This window comes from Streptomyces sp. NPDC002232 (assembly GCF_042890295.1).
Lineage (GTDB): Bacteria > Actinomycetota > Actinomycetes > Streptomycetales > Streptomycetaceae > Streptomyces.
Map to the genome: position 1 here is coordinate 256,942 of NZ_JBIARV010000005.1, position 19,174 is coordinate 276,115.

The 19,174-nt window shown below is 73.2% G+C and carries 14 protein-coding genes; 4 read left to right on the top strand and 10 right to left on the bottom strand.

Features of this window, described 5'->3' with window-relative positions:
• Window positions 1–149 precede the first annotated feature (149 nt).
• Window positions 150–3,935, top strand: coding sequence for a hypothetical protein (locus ACFYXU_RS24290; protein WP_389459911.1), 3,786 nt, complete (start codon window positions 150–152; stop codon window positions 3,933–3,935).
• Window positions 3,932–5,065 (top strand): type IV pilus twitching motility protein PilT, encoded by a 1,134-nt coding sequence (locus ACFYXU_RS24295; RefSeq protein WP_389459913.1) that lies wholly within the window; start codon window positions 3,932–3,934, stop codon window positions 5,063–5,065. Before ACFYXU_RS24290 ends, ACFYXU_RS24295 begins: the two co-directional genes overlap by 4 nt.
• A 106-nt stretch (window positions 5,066–5,171) precedes the next feature.
• Here the strand turns inward: ACFYXU_RS24295 and ACFYXU_RS24300 are convergent, their stop codons facing one another.
• From ACFYXU_RS24300 to kdpF (ACFYXU_RS24340), 9 genes are all read right to left on the bottom strand, one after another.
• The gene (locus ACFYXU_RS24300; protein WP_389459915.1) at window positions 5,172–7,715 is read right to left on the bottom strand and encodes an ATP-binding protein; all 2,544 of its coding nucleotides are present in this window, start codon (window positions 7,713–7,715) and stop codon (window positions 5,172–5,174) included.
• 22 nt (window positions 7,716–7,737) lie between these two features.
• On the bottom strand, window positions 7,738–8,427 hold the full coding sequence (locus ACFYXU_RS24305) for a response regulator (protein ID WP_376516390.1): 690 nt from the start codon (window positions 8,425–8,427) through the stop codon (window positions 7,738–7,740).
• A gap of 133 nt (window positions 8,428–8,560) precedes the next feature.
• A complete protein-coding gene (locus ACFYXU_RS24310) occupies window positions 8,561–9,226 on the bottom strand; it encodes a potassium-transporting ATPase subunit C (RefSeq protein WP_389459918.1) in 666 nt (221 codons plus the stop codon).
• Window position 9,227: 1 nt separating this feature from the next.
• A complete protein-coding gene (gene kdpB / locus ACFYXU_RS24315; RefSeq protein WP_376516394.1) occupies window positions 9,228–11,366 on the bottom strand; it encodes a potassium-transporting ATPase subunit KdpB in 2,139 nt (712 codons plus the stop codon).
• Window positions 11,363–13,027 (bottom strand): potassium-transporting ATPase subunit KdpA, encoded by a 1,665-nt coding sequence (gene kdpA, locus ACFYXU_RS24320; protein ID WP_361400860.1) that lies wholly within the window; start codon window positions 13,025–13,027, stop codon window positions 11,363–11,365. Before kdpA ends, kdpB begins: the two co-directional genes overlap by 4 nt.
• An 8-nt stretch (window positions 13,028–13,035) precedes the next feature.
• Window positions 13,036–13,125: a K(+)-transporting ATPase subunit F gene (kdpF, locus tag ACFYXU_RS24325; RefSeq protein ID WP_329853613.1), complete on the bottom strand. Its 90-nt coding sequence runs from the start codon at window positions 13,123–13,125 to the stop codon at window positions 13,036–13,038.
• Window positions 13,122–13,277 carry a hypothetical protein gene (locus ACFYXU_RS24330; RefSeq protein ID WP_329853615.1) on the bottom strand — a complete coding sequence of 52 codons (156 nt, stop codon included), beginning with the start codon at window positions 13,275–13,277 and terminating at the stop codon, window positions 13,122–13,124. Before ACFYXU_RS24330 ends, kdpF (ACFYXU_RS24325) begins: the two co-directional genes overlap by 4 nt.
• Window positions 13,278–13,484: 207 nt before the next feature.
• Window positions 13,485–15,890 carry an ATP-binding protein gene (locus tag ACFYXU_RS24335; RefSeq protein ID WP_389459920.1) on the bottom strand — a complete coding sequence of 802 codons (2,406 nt, stop codon included), beginning with the start codon at window positions 15,888–15,890 and terminating at the stop codon, window positions 13,485–13,487.
• Window positions 15,891–15,988: 98 nt separating this feature from the next.
• The gene (gene kdpF / locus ACFYXU_RS24340) at window positions 15,989–16,078 is read right to left on the bottom strand and encodes a K(+)-transporting ATPase subunit F (RefSeq protein ID WP_329853619.1); all 90 of its coding nucleotides are present in this window, start codon (window positions 16,076–16,078) and stop codon (window positions 15,989–15,991) included.
• A gap of 939 nt (window positions 16,079–17,017) precedes the next feature.
• Between kdpF (ACFYXU_RS24340) and ACFYXU_RS24345 the strand changes: the two genes are divergently transcribed.
• Window positions 17,018–17,797, top strand: a complete 780-nt coding sequence (locus tag ACFYXU_RS24345) for a GNAT family N-acetyltransferase (protein ID WP_389459922.1) — start codon at window positions 17,018–17,020, stop codon at window positions 17,795–17,797.
• 54 nt (window positions 17,798–17,851) lie between these two features.
• The gene (locus ACFYXU_RS24350) at window positions 17,852–18,388 is read left to right on the top strand and encodes a hypothetical protein (protein ID WP_376515280.1); all 537 of its coding nucleotides are present in this window, start codon (window positions 17,852–17,854) and stop codon (window positions 18,386–18,388) included.
• Here the strand turns inward: ACFYXU_RS24350 and ACFYXU_RS24355 are convergent.
• Window positions 18,366–19,121: a DUF4118 domain-containing protein gene (locus tag ACFYXU_RS24355; protein ID WP_376515282.1), complete on the bottom strand. Its 756-nt coding sequence runs from the start codon at window positions 19,119–19,121 to the stop codon at window positions 18,366–18,368. The two genes, ACFYXU_RS24350 and ACFYXU_RS24355, sit on opposite strands and share 23 nt — an antisense overlap.
• Window positions 19,122–19,174: the final 53 nt, after the last annotated feature.

The following is a 19,174-nucleotide window of genomic DNA, read 5'->3' on the forward strand; positions in this document are numbered from 1 at the left end:
ATTTGCGAGCCCAGGGGCGTGGGCCCCTCCGCCACCGGACTCCTGACGAAGGGACCCCCCGCCACCGGACCCCTCGCCACCGGACTCCGGGCCGTCCGGCCCCGCGCCGCGACGAGCAGGGCGCGACGCTCATCCTCGCGCTGGCGTTCGTGGTCGTCGTCGGCCTGGTCACGGTGTCGGTGCTGTCCTTCGCCGGCACCGGGCTGAGGGCCGCGCGCGCGTACGCCGACCAGGGCGGGCGGGACTACAGCGCGGACGGTGCCACCCAGCTCGCCATCAAGAACTTCTCGCAGGGCAACCCCTGCGCCGACTACACCGCCCCACCGCTCAACGGACGGCGGATGACCGTCCACTGCGACCCCCTGAACTCGTCCCCCGCCACCACGCGCGCCACCCAGCCGCAGGACGCCCTGCGCAGCCTGGGCACGGCGCCGGACGACGGCATCGACGTGACCACCCGCGGCCTGCGCGTGCAGGGCGGGGTCTTCTCCCGGGGGGACATCACCACCGGGACCGGCGCCTCGATGGTGGTGTCGGGCGACGTGTCGGCCGTCGGGAACTGCTCCGACGCGGTGACCCAGCCCCGGCTGCCCGCGACCCAGGCGCCGTACGTGCGCGGCTGCGCCGACGACACCCCGCCGGCGCCCGCCGACCCGGTGGTGGGCGGCGATCCCGACTACGCCCCGCCCGCCACCGCCGTCCCGGTCCGGCGCGCAGTGCCCGCGTGCCCCGGCGGCGCTTCCTGGCTGGTGCGGCTGCGGCCCGGCCACTACGACGACGCCGCGGCCCTCACCCGTCTCACCGGCGGCGGCTGTCCCGGCGTCGTCGTGTGGCTGCAACCGGGCGTGTACTCCTTCGACTTCGGCTTCACCGGCGGCAGCACGGTCTGGACGGTCGACGACCCGACGGTCGACGTGATCGGCGGCACCCCGGCGGGGTGGGACCCCGGGGCCCCCTCGCGCCCGGCGGTTCCCGACCCGGGCGGCTGCGCCCCCACGCGGCCCGAGGGCGTCGCGATCATGATGGGCGGCGGCAGCCGCTTCCAGGTCGACCGGGGCCGGGCCGAACTGTGCGCCCCGGTGACCCCGGACGCCCAGCAGGTGGCGGTGTACGGGATCCAGCCGCCGAAGCCCTCGCACACGCTGAAGCCGACGGCGATCGTCACGAACTCCGGCTTCGCCGACCCGGGGCACGCCCTGACCGGCGGCGAGCGGCCGACCCTGCCCGGGTGTCCGCGCCCGACGGGAGCCTCGGGCTGCACGGCCGACGCCGTACTCGACCCGTCGGAGCACCGCTCGGCGTCCCTGGAGCTCGCCGGATTCACCCCGCGGGTGCCGCCCGGCTCGGTCGCCACCGGAGCGACGTTGCGGGTCCGGCACGAGGAGGACGGCGACCTGACCGCCCCCGGCGCCGTGAAGGTCACGGCCGCCGTCGGCGGGGACGCCTGCCGCACCGCCGATCTGCCCCGGCACACGGCGCTCGCCACGGATGCCCCGCTCGATCTGCTGGAGGCGTGCGGGCTCAAGGACCCGGCCCGGCTCGCCGGCCTGACCGTGACCTACGCCGCCGCCCTGGACAGCGGCGGCACCACCGCCACCGCACGCCTCGACGGCGTCTGGCTGGAGGTCGCCTACCGCACACCGACCACCTTCAAGCCGACCGAGGTGACGGCGTCGACCGGGTTCACAGCGGCCGGAACCGACCCCGACGACGCACTGGAGATCGGCGAACAGCCGGGTCCTTCGGTGGCCGGCGCCGATCTGACCACGACGGCCCCGGCCGCGTCGCTCACCCTCGCCGGGTTCGGGCAGCCGCCGCTGCCGCCGGACGCGACGGTCCGCTCCGCCGTGCTGCGCGTGGCGCACCGGGAGACCGGCGACGCGGCGGCACCGAGGATCGACGTCGCCCCCGCGGGCGGCGGCGGTTGTACGGACCTGCCGCTCACCGCACGGGCCGGCCTGGGCGACGACCGCGTCGACCTGAGGGCCTGCGGCATCACCGACGCCGCACAGCTGACCGGCCTGACCACCACCTACCGGGCCGGGCTGCGGGCGGGCGGCGCCGAGGGCAGCGCCTCCCTGGACGGCGTGTGGCTCGAAGTCGTCTACGACCTGCCGGAGCCCCGGCCGGCGACGAGCGCGGAGTCGACGACGTTCGCCCCCTCGGCGGACGCCGAGGCGATCGACGGCACCCGCACGGCCCGGGCCGCACTCGACCCGGTCACGACGCCGAAGGCCGAGATCGTCCTCGGCGGCTTCGACCCGCCCGCCGTGCCGCCCGGCTCGGTCCTGGACGGCGCCCTGTTGCGCGTCGCGCACCGCGACGAGCCCGGGGCGGCCGGAGGTCCGCCGCCGTCGGCCTCGGTCACGCTGACCGGGCCCGGCCTGCCACGCTCCTGCACCACCCCGAGGAAGCTCGCCACGCACCAGGGCGCCCTGGACACCGACGCCCTGGACCTGGTCGCCGTCTGCGGGCTCACCGACCCCGCCCAGCTGACCGGCCTGACCGTGACGTACACCGCCGCCCTCGGCGCCGACGGCACCACCGCCACCGCCGAACTCGACGGCGCCGCCCTGGAACTGGCGTACCGCCCGCCGCTCCCGGTGCGGCCGACCGAGGCGGTCAGCACCTCGGCCTCCACCGCCGCCGCGTTCCTCGCCCCGGAGAGCGCGCGGGAGATCGACAACGCCGCCGCCACCGCCACGCTCGCCACGGCCACCCCGTCGGCGTCGATCCGGCTCGGCGGCTTCGCGGCGCCGCCCCTCCCGGCGGGCTCGGTGATCGACAGGGTCGTGCTGCGCGTGGCGCACCAGGACGACGACACCACCCCGGCACCGCCCGAGCCGACGCAACCCCCCGAGCCGACGGAACCGCCCCCGCCGGCCGTGCCGCCCACGACCACGCTGACCGTCTCCGGCACCGGTACCGCCTGCGACGCGGACCACCCCCTGACCCCGCGTGCGGGGGCGCTCGGCGTCGACGTGGTCGACCTCGGCGCCTGCGGGGTGACGAAGGACGGCCAGCTGTCAGGTCTGACCGTGGACTACACGGCGCGGCTCGGGGCGGGCGGTTCCGCCGCCGTCGACCGGCTCGACGGCGTCGAGCTGGACATCGTGTTCCGGGCCCCGTCCCTCCGGCCCCTGTCCGGCTGCCTCACCTCGGGCCGCGGGTGCGCGGTCCTGAAGTCCACCGCCGACGCCGACACGGCCACCGACCACAGTCGCCTGCTGGTCAACGGCACCGTCTACGCGCCGACGGGCGCCGTCGACCTGTCGATGCGCCAGGTCCGCTCGCAGGTCGTCACCCGGGGCATCGTCGCCCGGACCGTGCGGCTCGGTATCGGCCCGGCCGCCGGGTACCTCCGCCCGGTGATCGGGATCCCGCCGGAGCCGGTGCTGTTCACGACGTATCCGGCCGTGATCGCGCCCCCGTCCTCGGCCGCCTCGGTCACCGGATTCACGGATCCCGCGCCCGGCGCCCCCGTGGACGTCACGGACGCCACGATCCCCGGCGGCGGCCGGGCGTCCCTGACGCTCGGCGGGTACGACCGGCCGGCGCCCGTCACCACGGGCCCCCTCGACCACGCCGTCCTGCGGGTGGCGCACCACGAGGACGGCGACGTGCGGTCGGTGGCGGTGTCCGTGGACTTCCCCGGCAGCACCTGCGCCGGAGCGGAGGGCTCATGGGACGTGCCCGTCCGTCCCGGTGCGGGGGGCCCGGTGACCGACCAGATCGACCTGGCCGCGTGCGGCCTGACCCGGGTCTCCCAGCTGGCCGGGCTGACGGTGACCCCCACCGTGACCGCCGGGAGCGGCGGCGCCCGCGCGCACCTCGCCGGCGCCCGGATCGACCTGCTGTCCGGCCCGCTCGTCCGGGCCGCCGTGTCCTTCGACGGACACACCGGCACCGTCAAGCAGTGGACGGTCCGGCCGTGAACCAGCACGACCTCTTGGAGGCCACCATGTCCGGGCCGAGTGCCGCGATCATCGACCATCTGCTCGGCGAGCTGTGGGAGCGGGGCGGCAGCGACCTGCTGCTCACAGCGGGATCGGCGCCGTTCCTCCGCGTCGACGGGGCCCTGCGCCCGGTCGAGGACGCCGCGCTGACCGAGGCGGACGTCGACCTGCTGGTGACCGGGGTGCTGGGCGGAGAGCTCACGGAGCGGTTCCGCCGGGAGAGGCAGGTCGACTTCGCGTTCAGCTGGGGCGAGAAGGCCCGGCTGCGCGGGAACGCCTTCGTGCAGCGCGGCGCGTCTGCGCTGGCGCTGCGGATCATCCCGTTCGACGTGCCGTCGCCCGAGCGCCTGGGGCTGCCCCCGGTCGTCGTCGGCTGGGCGGGCGTGCCGCGGGGTCTCGTCCTGGTCACCGGGCCGACCGGATCGGGCAAGTCGACGAGCCTGGCGGCGCTCCTCGACCACGTCAACACATACCGGGCGGTGCACATCCTCACCATCGAGGACCCGGTCGAGTACCTGCACCGGCACAAGCGCTCGGCGGTCAGCCAGCGCGAGGTCGGCACCGACACCGACTCGTTCGCCGGCGCGCTGCGCGCGGCGCTGCGCGAGGATCCCGACGTCCTGCTCCTCGGCGAGATGCGCGATCCGGAGAGCATCGCGGCGGCCCTGACCATCGCCGAGACCGGGCACCTCGTCTTCGCCACCCTGCACACCAACGACGCGTCGCAGACCCTGGACCGGATCGTCGACGTGTTCCCGTCCGAGCAACAGCCGCAGATCCGGCTTCAGTTGGCGCACACGCTGGTCGGCATCCTCAACCAGACGCTGATCCCCCGGACCGGCGGGGGCCGCGTGGCCGCCTTCGAGGTGCTGGTGGGCACGTCGGCGATCCGCAACCTGATCCGCGAGGGCAAGACCCGCCAGATCCGCAACATGGTCGCGACCGGCCAGCGCGACGGCATGCAGACCCTGGAGACCGGCATCAACGCCCTCCTCTCGACGGGCATGATCTCGTACGAGGAGGCCCTCCGGCACACGGCCCACCCGGAGGACATCCGCCCACCGGCGGTACGCCCCCCGGCACCCACGGGCGGGGCCGGGGGTCGTTGAGGGGTCCGAACTCCTCGTACGGAACTGCGCGTTGATTCAGCGCCGCCGTCCCGCCGGTTCGGCGCGGGTGCGCAGCGATGCGAGGTCGGAGCCGGCGCCGGGCGCCTCAGCCGGTCCCCTCGGCCGCCAGGTCCGGGGCGGAGGCGGCGGCGCCCTCGGCCCTCCGCAGGGTGACCGTCATGGTCAGCCCGCCGCCGGGTGTGTCCTCCGCCGTCACGGTTCCGCCCATCGCCTCCACGAAGCCCCGGGCCACCGCGAGGCCCAGGCCGACGCCCTCGCCGCGCGGGGCGTCGCCGTACCGCTGGAAGGGCCCGAAGATGCGGTCCTTGGCGTCGTCCGGGACGCCGGGGCCGCGATCGACCACCCGGAGCTCCACGCGGTCGGCCAGGGCGCTCGCCGAGACGAGGACGGTCCGCCCGGGCGCGCTGTACTTGACGGCGTTCTCGACGATGTTGGCGACGGCCCGCTCCAGGAGGCCCCGGTCGACGGCGACCATCGGGAGCGTCTCGGGGATGTCGAGCTCGACGCCGTCCTCGGGGACGCCCAGCAGGGCCATCGGGACGACCTCGTCGAGGTCGGTCTCCCGGATGACGGCGGTGACGGTGCCGGTCTCCAGGCGGGACATGTCGAGGAGGTTGCCCACGAGGTGGTCGAGACGGTCGGCGCCTTCCTCGATGCCTTCGAGGAGTTCCGCGCGGTCCTCCTCCGACCAGTCCACGTCGTCGGAGCGCAGGGAGGTGACCGACGCCTTGATGCCGGACAGCGGTGTCCGCAGGTCGTGGCTGACGGCGGCGAGCAGGGAGGTGCGGATCTTGTTGCCCTCGGCGAGCTTCCGGGCCTCCTCGGCCTCGCCGACGAGCCGCTGCCGGTCGAGGACGACGGCGGCCTGGGCGGCGAAGGCGCCGAGCACCCGCCGGTCCTCGGCCGGCAGCACCCGGCCCGTCAGGGCGAGGGCCAGGTGGTCGCCGACGGGCATGTCCACGTCCGCGTCCTCCGGCCGGTCGCAGGGGTGGTGCCCGACGACGACGACGCGGGACCACGGTTCCGTCTCGCCGGGGCGTTCGAGCAGCGCCACCGACTCCATCGAGAACGTCTCCCGGACCCGTTCGAGGAGCGCTTCGAGGGTCGTCTCCCCCCGCAGGACGCTTCCCGCGAGGAACGACAGGGTCTCCGCCTCGGCGCGCAGCCGGGCTGCCTGATGCGTCCGGCGCGCGGCCAGGTCCACGACCGAGGCCACCGAGATCGCCACTCCCACGAAGACCACCAGGGCGACGATGTTGCGTGGGTCGGCGATCGTGAGCCGGTGCAGGGGCGGGGTGAAGAACCAGTTCAGCAGCAGCGACCCGAAGGCGGCGGAGGCCAGGGCCGGCCTGAGTCCGCCGAGGAGCGCCGCCGCGACGGTGAGCGTGAGGTAGAGCAGGACGTCGTTGGCCAGCCCCACGTCCGGGGCGGCGGTGCCGAGCAGCACGGTGAGGAGGGCGGGCCCGCCCAGGCCCACGAGCCAGCCCCAGATGGTCCGTGACCGGCCGAGGCGGACCCGCCCGGTGACGGGCAGCCGGCGGCCCTTGGCCGCCTCGTCGTGCGTGACGATGTGGACGTCGAGGTCGGGTCCGGATTCGCGCGCGACGGTCGCGGTGACGCCGGGGCCGAAGACGTACTGCCAGGAGCGGCGGCGGCTCACCCCGAGCACGATCTGTGTGGCGTTGACCCCGCGCGCGAAGTCCAGCAGCCCGGCGGGGACGTCGTCGCCGACGACATGGTGGAACGTGCCGCCCAGGTCCTCGACGAGCGTGCGCTGGACCGCCAGTTCCTTCGGGGACGCCGAGGTCAGACCGTCGCTGCGCGAGATGTACACGGCGAGCACCTCGCCCCCGGCGCCCTTCTCCGCGAGCCGCACGGCCCGCCGTATCAGGGCGCGTCCCTCGGGCCCGCCGGTCAGACCGACGACGATCCGCTCCCGGGAGCCCCAGATCTTGGAGACGCGGTGCTCGGTCCGGTACTCCTGGAGGTACTCGTCGACCCGGTCGGCGGTCCAGAGCAGGGCCAGTTCGCGCAGGGCGGTGAGGTTGCCGGGGCGGAAGTAGTTGGAGAGGGCCGCGTCGACCTTGTCCGGCTTGTAGATGTTGCCGTGCGCCATGCGGCGGCGCAGCGCCTGGGGCGACATGTCGACGAGTTCGATCTGGTCGGCGCGCCGGACGACCTCGTCCGGGACGGTCTCCTTCTGCCGGATGCCCGTGATGACCTCGACGACGTCGCCGAGGGACTCCAGGTGCTGGATGTTGACCGTCGAGACGACGTCGATGCCGGCGGCGAGCAGTTCCTCGACGTCCTGCCAGCGCTTGGCGTGGCGCGCGCCGGGGACGTTGGTGTGCGGCAGCTCGTCGACGAGCGCGACGGCGGGCCGCCGGGCCAGGACGGCGTCCACGTCCATCTCCGTGAAGGAGGTGCCCCGGTACTCGATCGTCCGGCGCGGGATCGTCTCCAGGCCGTGCAGCATGACCTCGGTCCGGGGCCGGTCGTGGTGCTCCACGAAGGCCACGACGCAGTCCGTGCCGCGTTCGACGCGCCGGTGCCCCTCGGAGAGCATCGCGTAGGTCTTGCCGACGCCCGGCGCGGCCCCCAGGTAGATGCGCAGCTTCCCGCGTCCCATGTTCTGCGTCTCTCCTACGGCTCTACGGTTCGAACCGGTAGCCCATACCGGGTTCGGTGATCAGATAGCGGGGGTGCGACGGGTCCGCCTCCAGTTTCCGCCGCAACTGGGCCATGTAGACCCGCAGATAGTTGGTCTTGGTGCTGTAGCTCGGGCCCCAGACCTCCTGGAGGAGCCTGCGCTGGCTGATGAGCCGGCCGGGGTTGAGGATCAGGATTTCCAGCAGGTGCCACTCGGTCGGGGTGAGCCGCACGTCCTGGTCCGCCCGCCTCACCTTCTTCGCCACCAGGTCGACGGTGAAGTCGTCGGTGCTGACCCGGCCGCCCGCGACCGGTTCGAGCGTCGGTGCCTCGGCCGCGCGGCGGGTGGCGGCGCGCAGCCTGGCCAGGAGTTCGTCCATGCTGAACGGCTTGGTCATGTAGTCGTCGGCGCCCGCGTCGAGGGCACGGATCTTGTCCTCGGAGCCGCTGCGCGCGGAGAGGACGAGGACGGGGGCCCGGCTCCAGCGCCGCACGGCCTGGATGACCTCGACGCCGTCCATGTCGGGCAGCCCCAGGTCGACGATCAGCACGTCCGGTGGGTCGGCGGCGGCGCGGGAGAGCGCCGTGGCTCCGTCCGGCGCCGCGTCCACCGCGTAGCGGCGGGCCTGCAGATTGATGACCAGAGCTCGTGCGAGCTGTGCGTCGTCCTCGACCACCAGCACCCGCGTCATCGGCGTGCTGCCTTCCTCTTGTGCGTGCGGTTCGTGTGGTTCGCCTGGTCCGTGTCGTACGGGGTGCCGCGGGAGCCGGCGGGCCCGGGGTGTTCCCGGATCCGCCGGCTCCCGTGCCGCTTCGGTAAGCTCATCAGCCCTGGGTCAGTTCCTTGAGCGCGATGTTGAGCTGGAGGACGTTGACGCGGGGTTCGCCGACGAAGCCGAGGATGCGGCCGTCGGTGTGGTCGGCGACGAGCTTGTCGACCTGGGCGACGGTGAGGTGGTTCTGCTCGGCGACCCGGTGGACCTGGATCTTCGCGTACTCCGGGGAGATGTGCGGGTCGAGGCCGGAGCCGGAGGAGGTGACGGCGTCCGCGGGGACGTCGGACGGCTTCACGGTGTGGCCGGGGACGGAGTTGTCCTTGACGACGGCCGCCTTCGCGTCCTTCACCCACTGGATGAGGTCCGCGTTGTCGCCGGAGCGGTTGGTGGCGCCGGAGAGGATCAGCTGGTACTGGGTGTTGACGCTGTTGGCGCCCAGGCCGTTGGAGGGACGGGGCTGGAACCACTTCAGGTCAGGGGCCGGCGTCTCCTCGCCGTCCTTCGGGGGGAGGTTGTAGGTCTGCCCGATGAGTTCGGAGCCGACGACCCTGCCGTCCTCCTTCACCTCGGAGCCGTTCGCCCTGCCCGGGAACACCGCCTGGGCGATCCCGGTCACGGCGAGCGGGTAGAGGACGCCGCAGATCACGGTGAGGACGAGGAGGGCGCGCAGGCCCGCCCAGAGCACACGGCCGGTGTTTCCTACCGAGTTGTTCATGTCAGCCGATTCCGGGGATGAGGGAGAGGAGCAGATCGATGATCTTGATGCCGATGAACGGGGCGATCAGGCCGCCGAGTCCGTAGAGGCCGAGGTTGCGTCGGAGCATCGAGTCGGCGCTGGAGGGCCGGTAGCGCACGCCCTTGAGGGCGAGCGGCACCAGGGCCACGATGATCAGGGCGTTGAAGACGACGGCGGAGAGGATCGCGGACTCGGGCGAGGCCAGGCCCATGATGTTGAGCTTGTCCAGCGACGGGTAGGCGACGGCGAACATCGCGGGGATGATCGCGAAGTACTTCGCCACGTCGTTGGCGATGGAGAAGGTCGTCAGCGCGCCTCGGGTGATGAGGAGTTGCTTGCCGATCTCGACGATCTCGATGAGCTTGGTCGGGTTGGAGTCGAGGTCGACCATGTTGCCGGCCTCCTTCGCGGCCGACGTGCCCGTGTTCATCGCGACGCCGACGTCCGCCTGCGCGAGCGCGGGGGCGTCGTTGGTGCCGTCACCGGTCATGGCGACCAGCTTTCCGCCGGCCTGCTCGCGCTTGATGAGGGCCATCTTGTCCTCGGGGGTCGCCTCGGCGAGGAAGTCGTCGACGCCCGCCTCCTCGGCGATGGCCTTGGCGGTCAGCGGGTTGTCACCCGTGATCATGACCGTCCTGATGCCCATGCGGCGCAGCTCGTCGAACCGCTCCCGCATGCCCTCCTTGACGACGTCCTTGAGGTGGATGACGCCGAGCACGCGGGCGCCCTTGGCGTCCTTGACCGCGACGAGCAGCGGGGTGCCGCCGGCTTCGGAGATCCCGTTCGCCAGGGCGTCGGCGTCGTCGGCGACCTCGCCGCCCTGTTCACGGACCCAGTCGACGACCGAACCGGCCGCGCCCTTACGGGTCCGCCTGCCGTCCACGTCGACGCCGGACATACGGGTCTGGGCGGTGAACTCGATCCAGGTGGCGCCCGTCAGCTCGCCCTGGTGGCGCTCGCGCAGGCCGTACTTCTCCTTGGCGAGGACCACGATCGAGCGGCCCTCGGGGGTCTCGTCGGCGAGCGAGGACAGCTGGGCGGCGTCCGCCAGCTCGGCCGCGGTGGTGCCCTTGACCGGTACGAACTCCGAGGCCTGGCGGTTGCCGAGCGTGATCGTGCCCGTCTTGTCCAGGAGCAGGGTGGACACGTCGCCGGCGGCCTCGACGGCCCGCCCGGACATGGCGAGCACGTTGCGCTGGACCAGCCGGTCCATGCCGGCGATGCCGATCGCCGAGAGCAGCGCGCCGATGGTCGTCGGGATCAGGCAGACCAGGAGGGCCGTCAGGACGATGAGGGAGGTCTGCTTGTCGGCGCCCGCGTAGATCGCGAACGGCTTCAGCGTGACGACGGCGAGCAGGAAGACGATCGTGAGGGACGCCAGCAGGATGTTGAGGGCGATCTCGTTCGGGGTCTTCTGCCGGGCCGCGCCCTCGACCAGGTTGATCATCCGGTCGATGAACGTCTCGCCGGGCTTGGTCGTGATCTTGATGACGACGCGGTCGGACAGCACCTTCGTACCGCCCGTGACCGCGCACCGGTCGCCGCCGGACTCGCGGATCACGGGGGCGGACTCGCCGGTGATGGCGGACTCGTCCACGGACGCGACGCCCTCGACGACGTCGCCGTCGCCGGGGATGACGTCGCCGGCCTCGCAGACCACCAGGTCACCGATCCTCAGCTCGGTGCCCGGGACCCGCTCTTCGTTCGTACCGATGATCCGGCGCGCGACGGTGTCGGTCTTGGCCTTGCGCAGGGTGTCGGCCTGCGCCTTGCCCCGGCCTTCGGCGACCGCCTCCGCCAGGTTGGCGAAGACCGTGGTCAGCCACAGCCAGGCGGTGATCGCCCAGCCGAACCAGTCCCCCGGGTTCATGACCGCCAGGACGGTGGTGACCACCGAACCGACGAGCACCACGAACATCACGGGTGACTTGATCATCACGCGCGGGTCGAGCTTCCTGACCGCGTCGGGGAAGGACTTGATCAGCTGCTGGGGGTCGAACAGGCCCCCGCCGATCCGCCCCGGGGCCTGGTGCCCTCCGGACAGGTCGCCGTGGGGCGCCCTGGGGGCCGTCGTGGTGGTGGACATGTCGTCCTCGTGCTTCTTCAGGTCGTCGGTCATGCCGCGAGCCCTTCGGCGAGCGGTCCCAGCGCGAGGGCCGGGAAGTAGGTGAGGCCGGTGATGATCAGGATCGTGCCGACCAGCAGGCCGGTGAAGAGCGGCTTCTCCGTGCGGAGCGTGCCCGCCGTCTCGGGGACGGGGGTCTGCTCGGCCAGCGAACCGGCCAGCGCGAGGACGAACACCATCGGCAGGAACCGGCCGAGGAGCATCGCGAGACCGATCGTGGTGTTGAACCACTGCGTGTCCGCGTTCAGCCCCGCGAAGGCGGAGCCGTTGTTGTTGGCGCCGGAGGTGTACGCGTAGAGGATCTCGGAGAAGCCGTGCGCGCCGGAGTTGGTCATCGAGTGCCCGGGGGTGTCCAGGACGAACGAGGCCGCCGTGAAGCAGAGCACCAGCGCCGGGGTGATCAGGATGTAGCAGGCCGCGAACTTGATCTCGCGGGTGCCGATCTTCTTGCCCAGGTACTCCGGCGTGCGGCCGACCATCAGACCCGCGATGAACACCGCGATGACCGCCATGATCAGCATGCCGTACAGGCCGGAGCCCACACCGCCGGGCGCGATCTCGCCGAGCTGCATGCCCAGCAGGTTGATGCCGCCGCCGAAGCCGGTGTTCGACGAGTGGAAGGAGTTCACCGCACCGGTCGACGTCAGGGTGGTGGCGACCGAGAAGATCGCGGAGGCGCCGATGCCGAAGCGGGTCTCCTTGCCCTCCATCGCGCCGCCGGCGAGCTCGAACGCCGGACCCTTGCCCGCGAACTCGGTCCACATCATCAGCGCGGTGAAGCCGACCCAGATGACGGCCATCGTGCCGAGGATCGCGTACCCCTGCTTCAGGGAGCCGACCATCCGGCCGAAGGTCCGCGTCAGCGCGAACGGGATCACGAGGATCAGATAGACCTCGAAGAGGTTGGACAGGCCGTTGGGGTTCTCGAAGGGGTGGGCCGAGTTGGCGTTGAAGTATCCGCCGCCGTTCGTGCCCAGCTCCTTGATGACCTCCTGCGAGGCCACCGCGCCGCCGTTCCACTGCTGGGAGCCGCCGGTGAACTGGCCGACCTCGTGGATCCCGGAGAAGTTCTGGATCGCGCCACAGGCGACCAGCACCAGGGCGCCGATCACGGAGATCGGGAGGAGGACGCGGACGGTGCCCCGGACCAGGTCGGCCCAGAAGTTGCCCAGCTCACCGGTGCGGGAGCGGGCGAAGCCCCGGACGAGGGCGACCGCGACCGCGATGCCGACGGCCGCCGACACGAAGTTCTGCACGGCCAGGCCACCGGTCTGGACGACGTGGCCCATGGCCTGCTCGCCGTAGTACGACTGCCAGTTCGTGTTCGCCACGAAGGAGGCGGCCGTGTTGAAGGCCTGGTCGGGGTCGATCGACACGAACCCGAGCGAGCCGGGCAGGGAGCCCTGCACCCGCTGGAGCAGGTACAGGAACAGCACGCTCACCGCGGAGAAGGCCAGAACCCCGCGCAGATAGGCCGGCCAGCGCATCTCGACCGACGGGTTCGCGCCGATCGCCTTGTAGATCCACTTCTCCGGCCTCAGGTGCTTCTCCGAGGAGTACACCTTCGCCATGTGGTCACCCAGCGGCCGGTACGACAGGCCCAGGGCGACGATCAACGCCAGGAGCTGGAGCACGCCAGCAAGAACAGGACTCATATCCGTACTCAGAACCTCTCCGGCTTGACGAGGGCGAGGACGAGATAGACCAGCAGGGCGACGGCCACGATCAGACCGACGATGTTCTCGGCAGTCACAGTTTGGCCACCCCCTTGGCGATGAAGGCCACCAGCGCGAAGACCGCGATCGTGGTGACGACGAAGGCCACGTCGGCCATCGTGAGCTCCCGGATGAAGGAAGAAGGAAGAACGGATTCTCGGACGAGATGAGGAAATCGCCTTTCGGCCACGGATCGGCGCTCGTTAACGGCCCCCATACGCGGCGCGGTGCCGTCTTGACGCGTCCCCTACGGCTCCCTGGCCTCCGAGGCCGGAACCAGGCCTTCGCCTGCCCGTACGCGTCCGTCTTCCCGGGGCCCACGGAACGCCTCGCGGACCGACCGCCCCGCCGGCTCCGGGTGCCCGGCCGTATCGACGACCGCGCCGAGCGGTGCGTCTCAGTCCGCGCAGGGCAGCGAGACGACCATGGTCAGGCCGCCGCCGGGGGTGTCCTCCGGCGTCAGCGTGCCGGACATCGCCTCGGTGAGGCCCCGGGCGAGAGCGAGGCCGAGGCCGAGGCCCGTGGTGTTGTCGGTGTCCCCGAGGCGCTGGAACGGCTCGAAGACGCGTTCCCGATCGCTGGGCGGGAGCCCGGGGCCCCGGTCGACGACCCTCAGCTCCACCCGGCCGGCGAGCGCGCTCACGGTGAGCAGGACCGGGTGGGCACGCGGGGCGTGACGGCCGGCGTTGCCGACCAGGTTGGCGATCACCCGCTCCAGCAGGGGCGGATCGGCGAAGACCGGCGGGGCCTGCTCGAAGCCCCGCAGGACCGGTGGGGGCACGTCGGAGGACAGGGCGTCGAGAGCGGCGGGCAGGACCTCCTCCAGTGCCGTGGGGCGCAGGGAGAGCTTCAGGGCGCCCGCCTGGAGGCGGCTCATGTCGAGCAGGTTGTCGATGAGCCGGGCCAGCCGGGCCATGGACTCGTCGGCGGTGGTGAGCAGTTCCTCGCGCTCGTCGGGGGTGAACTCGACGTCGGTACCGCGCAGGGAGGCGACGGCCGCCCATCCGGCGGCGAGGGGGGTGCGCAGGTCGTGGCTGACCGCGGCGAGGAGCGCGGTGCGCATCCGGTCGGCGGCGCGCACCGGCTCCACCTCGGCCGCGGCCTCGGCGAGCCGGGCGTGCTCGGCGGCCGCGGTCACGTGGGCGGCCAGGGCGGCCAGGACACGCCGGTCCGAGGCCGGCAGGGTCCGGCCGCGCAGGACGAGGAAGTGGCTGTCGCCGACGGCCACCTGGCTGACGGCCGGGTCTCCCGCGTGTGCGCCGGTGACCTGTGCGGCGGGCACGAGCTCGACGGACTCGGCGCCGAAGATCTCCCGGGTACGGGCGAGCAGCGCCGGCACGGTGTGGTCGCCGCGCACGACCGAACCCGCCAGCGAGGAGAGCGTCTCGGCCTCGGCGGTCGCGCGGGCCGCCCGTCTGGTCAGCCGGAGGGAACGGTCGACGGCCCCGGCGATGACGGCGGCGACGAGCAGGAACACGGCGAGGGCGAGCACGTTGTCCGCGTCGGCGAAGCTGAAGGCTCCCACGGGCGGGACGAACCAGAAGTTGAGCAGGAGCGACGCGGTGACGGCGGCGACGAGCGCCGACACGACCCCGCCGATGCAGGCCACGCCGACGACGGTGACGAGGAAGAGCAGCGCCTCGCTCGTCAGGTTGAACACGCCTCGCGTCCCGTCGAGGACCCACGTGAGCAGAAAGGGCAGGACGATTCCCGCGAGGGGCCCGGCGATCCGGCGGGCGAGCGGCAGGGGCGGGCGTCGCGAGGGCAGCGTGCGGCCGCGCCCGGCCCGTTCGTGGGTGACCGTGTGGACGTCGATGTCGCCGGAGAGCGCGACGGTCGTCTCGCCGATGCCCCGGCCGGTGAGGAGGCGTTCGAGCCGGCCCCGGCGGCTGGTGCCGAGCACCAGCTGCGTGGCGTTCTCGGCCCGGGCGAACTCCACGAGGGCCGTGGGGACGTCGTCGCCGAGGACCGTGTGGTACGAGCCGCCGAGGCCTTCGACGAGCCGCCGCTGGCGGGCGAGGGCCGCGTGGGAGGTACCGGCCGCCGGTCCGTCGCCGCGCACGACGTGGACGGCGAGCAGCCGGCCCTGGGCGGTCCGGGCGGCGATGCGGCTCGCGCGCCGGAGCAGGGTGTCGCCCTCGGGTCCGCCGGTGAGCGCGACGACGATCCGTTCGCGTATCTCCCAGACGCCGTCGATGCCCCGCTCGGCGCGGTATCTCCGCAGGGCGTCGTCGACCCGGTCGGCCACCCACAGCAGGGCCAGTTCGCGGAGCGCGATGAGGTTGCCCGTACGGAAGCAGCTGGCGAGGGTCGCGTCGACGTCCTCCGGCGGGTGGATGTCGCCGTGGGCCATGCGGCGCCGCAGTTCCTGCGGATCCATGTCCACGAGTTCGATCCGGTCGGCGCGGCGGACGACGGCGTCGGGCACGGTCTCGTCCTGCGGCACTCCGGTGATCTTCTCGACGACGTCGCCGAGGGACTCCAGGTGCCGGACGCCGACCGTGGTGGCGACGTCGATGCCGGCGGCGAGGAGTTCCCCGACGTCCTGCCAGCGGTGGATGTTGCGGTGACCCGGCGCGTTGGTGTGGGCGAGGTCGTCGACGAGGATCAGGGCGGGCGCGCGTCGCAGGGCCCGGTCGAGATCGAGCTCGGGACGGCCGAGGTCCTCGTGCACGGCGCGGGCGGGCCCCAGGACCTCCAGGCCTGCGAGCATCGCCTCGGTGCGGGGCCGGCCCCGGCAGGCCGCGACGCCGACGACGACGTCCGCACCGCGTGCGGCGCGGCGGCGGCCCTCGTCCAGCATGCGGTAGGTCGTGCCGACCCCGGTGGCCGCGCCGACGAAGACCGTGAGCGTCCCCGGCGGTCCCTCCGGGTGGACGGGCTTCGACGGCGCGGGCAGGTTCAGAACTTCTCCGGGCGGATCAGCGCCGCCACGAGATAGCCGACGATGCCGGCGGCGACGAACAGTCCGACGACGTTCTCCACGCTCATGGGCGCGTCACTCCTTGCTGAGTCCCGACGGGCTTCCCGAGGTGAGGAAACCCGCTGCGCGGTGCGCGTACGAGCACCTTGACGGGACCCTTGCGGGGTACGACCGCATGCTGACGGCGTCTTGGCGGGGCCCTGACGCGGAGCCACCCGGTCGGCGGAGATCGAGGAGGCGGGTGAACGGCCGTCCGGGCCGCGCCCCCTCGTGGTCGCGGCCCGGAACGGCCCACCGGTCGTACCACCGGCGCCGGTGCGGGAGTGACGGTCCGGGCCGTCGTGTCCGGACCGTGCGCGCCGCCGGTCGCGGTCGCCGCGCGTCCCTCCCACCCTCACACCTCGGACGGTCGTCCGATCCCCCGTGCCGAGGAGTCTGCGGCCCGGCGCGGCCACCCCCCGACGCCGTTGACGTGCTCCTGATGGTCTCGCGGTCTGAATTGACGGGCCTCTGACGACCGGGGCCAACCTCCGTCAGAGCGGCGTCAATTCGGGCCCTCCGAGAGCGTCTCATCCCCTCCGTGGGCCTAGCTTTCTTCTCGGTCGCTCACCGGGCCGTGGACGTCAGTGGCCTGATCGTCCCCGGACCGCGGGGGCACGGCTGCCCTCCCATCCGGCTGCCGCGCCCCCGCACCGCGAGCGTCGCTGTCCGTCCGCAGCGGTCCCGTGGGCGTCGGAGGGCTTCCCTCCGCGCCCACGGGAAGCGGACGAGGACGGCCCCGCCGTAGCCTCCCGGCTCACGCCGATCGGGCGGTGGCCTGGCCCATCCAGAAGGCCCTCCGCGATGCATTCCCGCGCGCCCCAGCAGGCGCCGTCCGCCCCTCCCGCCCTACCCCGCTTCGCCGCAGGAAGAAGGCGCACCACGGCCGCGGGGCCGGCGCCCGCTGAGCTCCCCGGGGGCGGCCCGGGTCCGGGCCGCCCCTCCCCCGTTCCGTACCAGGAGGTCCCGTGATCCCGCACGCGTCCCACCAACCGCCCGCGCCCGCACGCGTGTTCCTCTCGGGCGCACCCGGCACCGCCGCCCTCGCCGACCACGTCCTCTCCACCGGTCACGGCCAGTGGTGGACCGACCGGGCCGACGAGCCCCGCGTCGTGGCGGTGACCTGTGGAGGCCACGCTCTCCTGGCCGGCGACCCCAGCGCGATCACTCCGGCCGAACTGGCCCCGCTCGCGGGCCACTTCGTCGAGACGTCGGGGCGCTTCGTGCCCGTGCTCGGTGCCGCCTTCGACCCCCTCGTACCGTGGGAGCGGATGCTCTACGTCCACCGCGGCCCCGCCGTCACCCCCCGCGTGCCCCGGGGCGTGACCGTCCGCGGAATCACCCCGGAGGACGCCCCGGCACTCGCCGCGCTGGACCCGGCCATGGCCTGGATCCACGGGAGTTGGGGCGGATCCGGCGCCCTCGCGGCCTCGGGGCTCGGATGGATCGCGACGCGCCGAGGAAGGGTCCTGGCGGTGGCCTGCTCCCGGTTCGTCGGCAGCCGGTACGAGGACGTCGCCTGCGCCACCGCGCCCGACGAGCGCCGCCGGCACCTGGCCCTGGCCTGCGTCACCGGCCTGACCTCGGACATCACGGCCCGCGGCCACCGCGCGAGCTGGAGCTGCTCGCGCGACGACCGGGAGGGCCGCCTCCTCGCCTGGACCGCCGGCTTCCGGCTCACCCGCGAGTACGTCCAGCACGTCGCCGGACCCGTCAGCCGGGCGTCAAGGTCGGCCGAGGCCGCGTAGGAAGCCCGTCAGGACGGACCGCCGGGGCCCCTCGACAGCTCTAGCGTCCGAGCCATGGAGCCACGATTCATCCCGCAGCCGCAGTCCGGTCACCCCGCGGTCCAGGACCGCGAGTGGGCCGGGGAGGCCCGTGCCGCGACCGGCTGCGCCGGGCTGCTCCTGTCCGTCTCGCTGATCGTGGACGCCTTCGACGGTGGCCTGCGCCTGCCGGCGACGCTGCTGTGGATCGCCCTCGCCGTGGTCCTCTTCGTGGTCCTGCTGCCCGCCAAGGTCGTCGCGGAGCCGGGCCTGCTGACCGTCCGGACCCTGTGGACCCGGACGGCCGTGCGCACCGACCGGCTCACCGTCCTCCGCTGGCCGGACGGCGTCGAGCAGCGTCTCGTGCTGGCCGACGCGGAGGGCGGCGCGGCCCGTGTCGAACTGCGCGTCCTCCTCGCCAACCCGCCGCTCTGGCTGCTCCTGGAAGCGGGGGCGAGGAGCTCCCGCGAGAACGGCACGCTGAGGGACGGCGAGCGGGACCTCCAGCGGCTCGGGCGGCGGGTCGAACGGGACACCGCCGCGTCGGTCTTCAGGATCTCCGGGCTGCGCTGACCGCGTCCTCGTCCAGTGCGGCGGCGGCCTGGGCCGCCAGGTCGGCGGCGACGAGCCGAGCCTCCAGCGGCGGCGGTGCGGAGCCGGGTGCGGGAGTCAGCAGGAAGCGGCCCTGGTACCGGCCGTGGACGAGGGCGCGCAGTTCGATCTCGCCCTCCGGCCAGCCCTGCCGCTCCAGGTCCCACACCCAGCCCTCCACCTGCACCGACCCGTCGGGGTCGAGCCGGGGCGGACGCCCGATGAGCGTGCCGTACTCGAAGCGACAGGACCGCAGTTCCAGCACCTCGACGAGTTCCTGTCGGACCCTGCGGACGACGTCGGCGGACGAACCGCCGGACCGGACGAGTCGCGTCGTCCCGTGCAGCCGCTCCAGATGCGTGGCGTCGGCGACGGCCACCCGCTTCATCGTCCGTCCGTACGCGGCCAGTTGGGAGACGACCAGGCCGACGACGAGCAGCAGGACGGCGGTCTCCACGTCGGCGCGGTCCTGGATGTGGAAGCTCTGGTACGGCGCGGTGGCGAAGAAGTCGAACCAGGCGGCGGCCGACAGGGCGGCGAGGGCTCCCGCGAGGCGGTTGCCGAGCGCGGACACGGCGACCACCACGACGACGAGCAGCAGCGCCAGGTTCGTGTGCGTGACGGACGTCCGCAGCGGCAGGAGCGCGAGCGCCGCGACGAACGGTGCCAGGACTCCGGCGGCGACGGCGGCCGTGTCCCGAAGCGGAACCCTCATGATCCACCTCGCAGGATCCGGCCCCCCTTCTGCCCCCTGCACGTCAAGCCTCC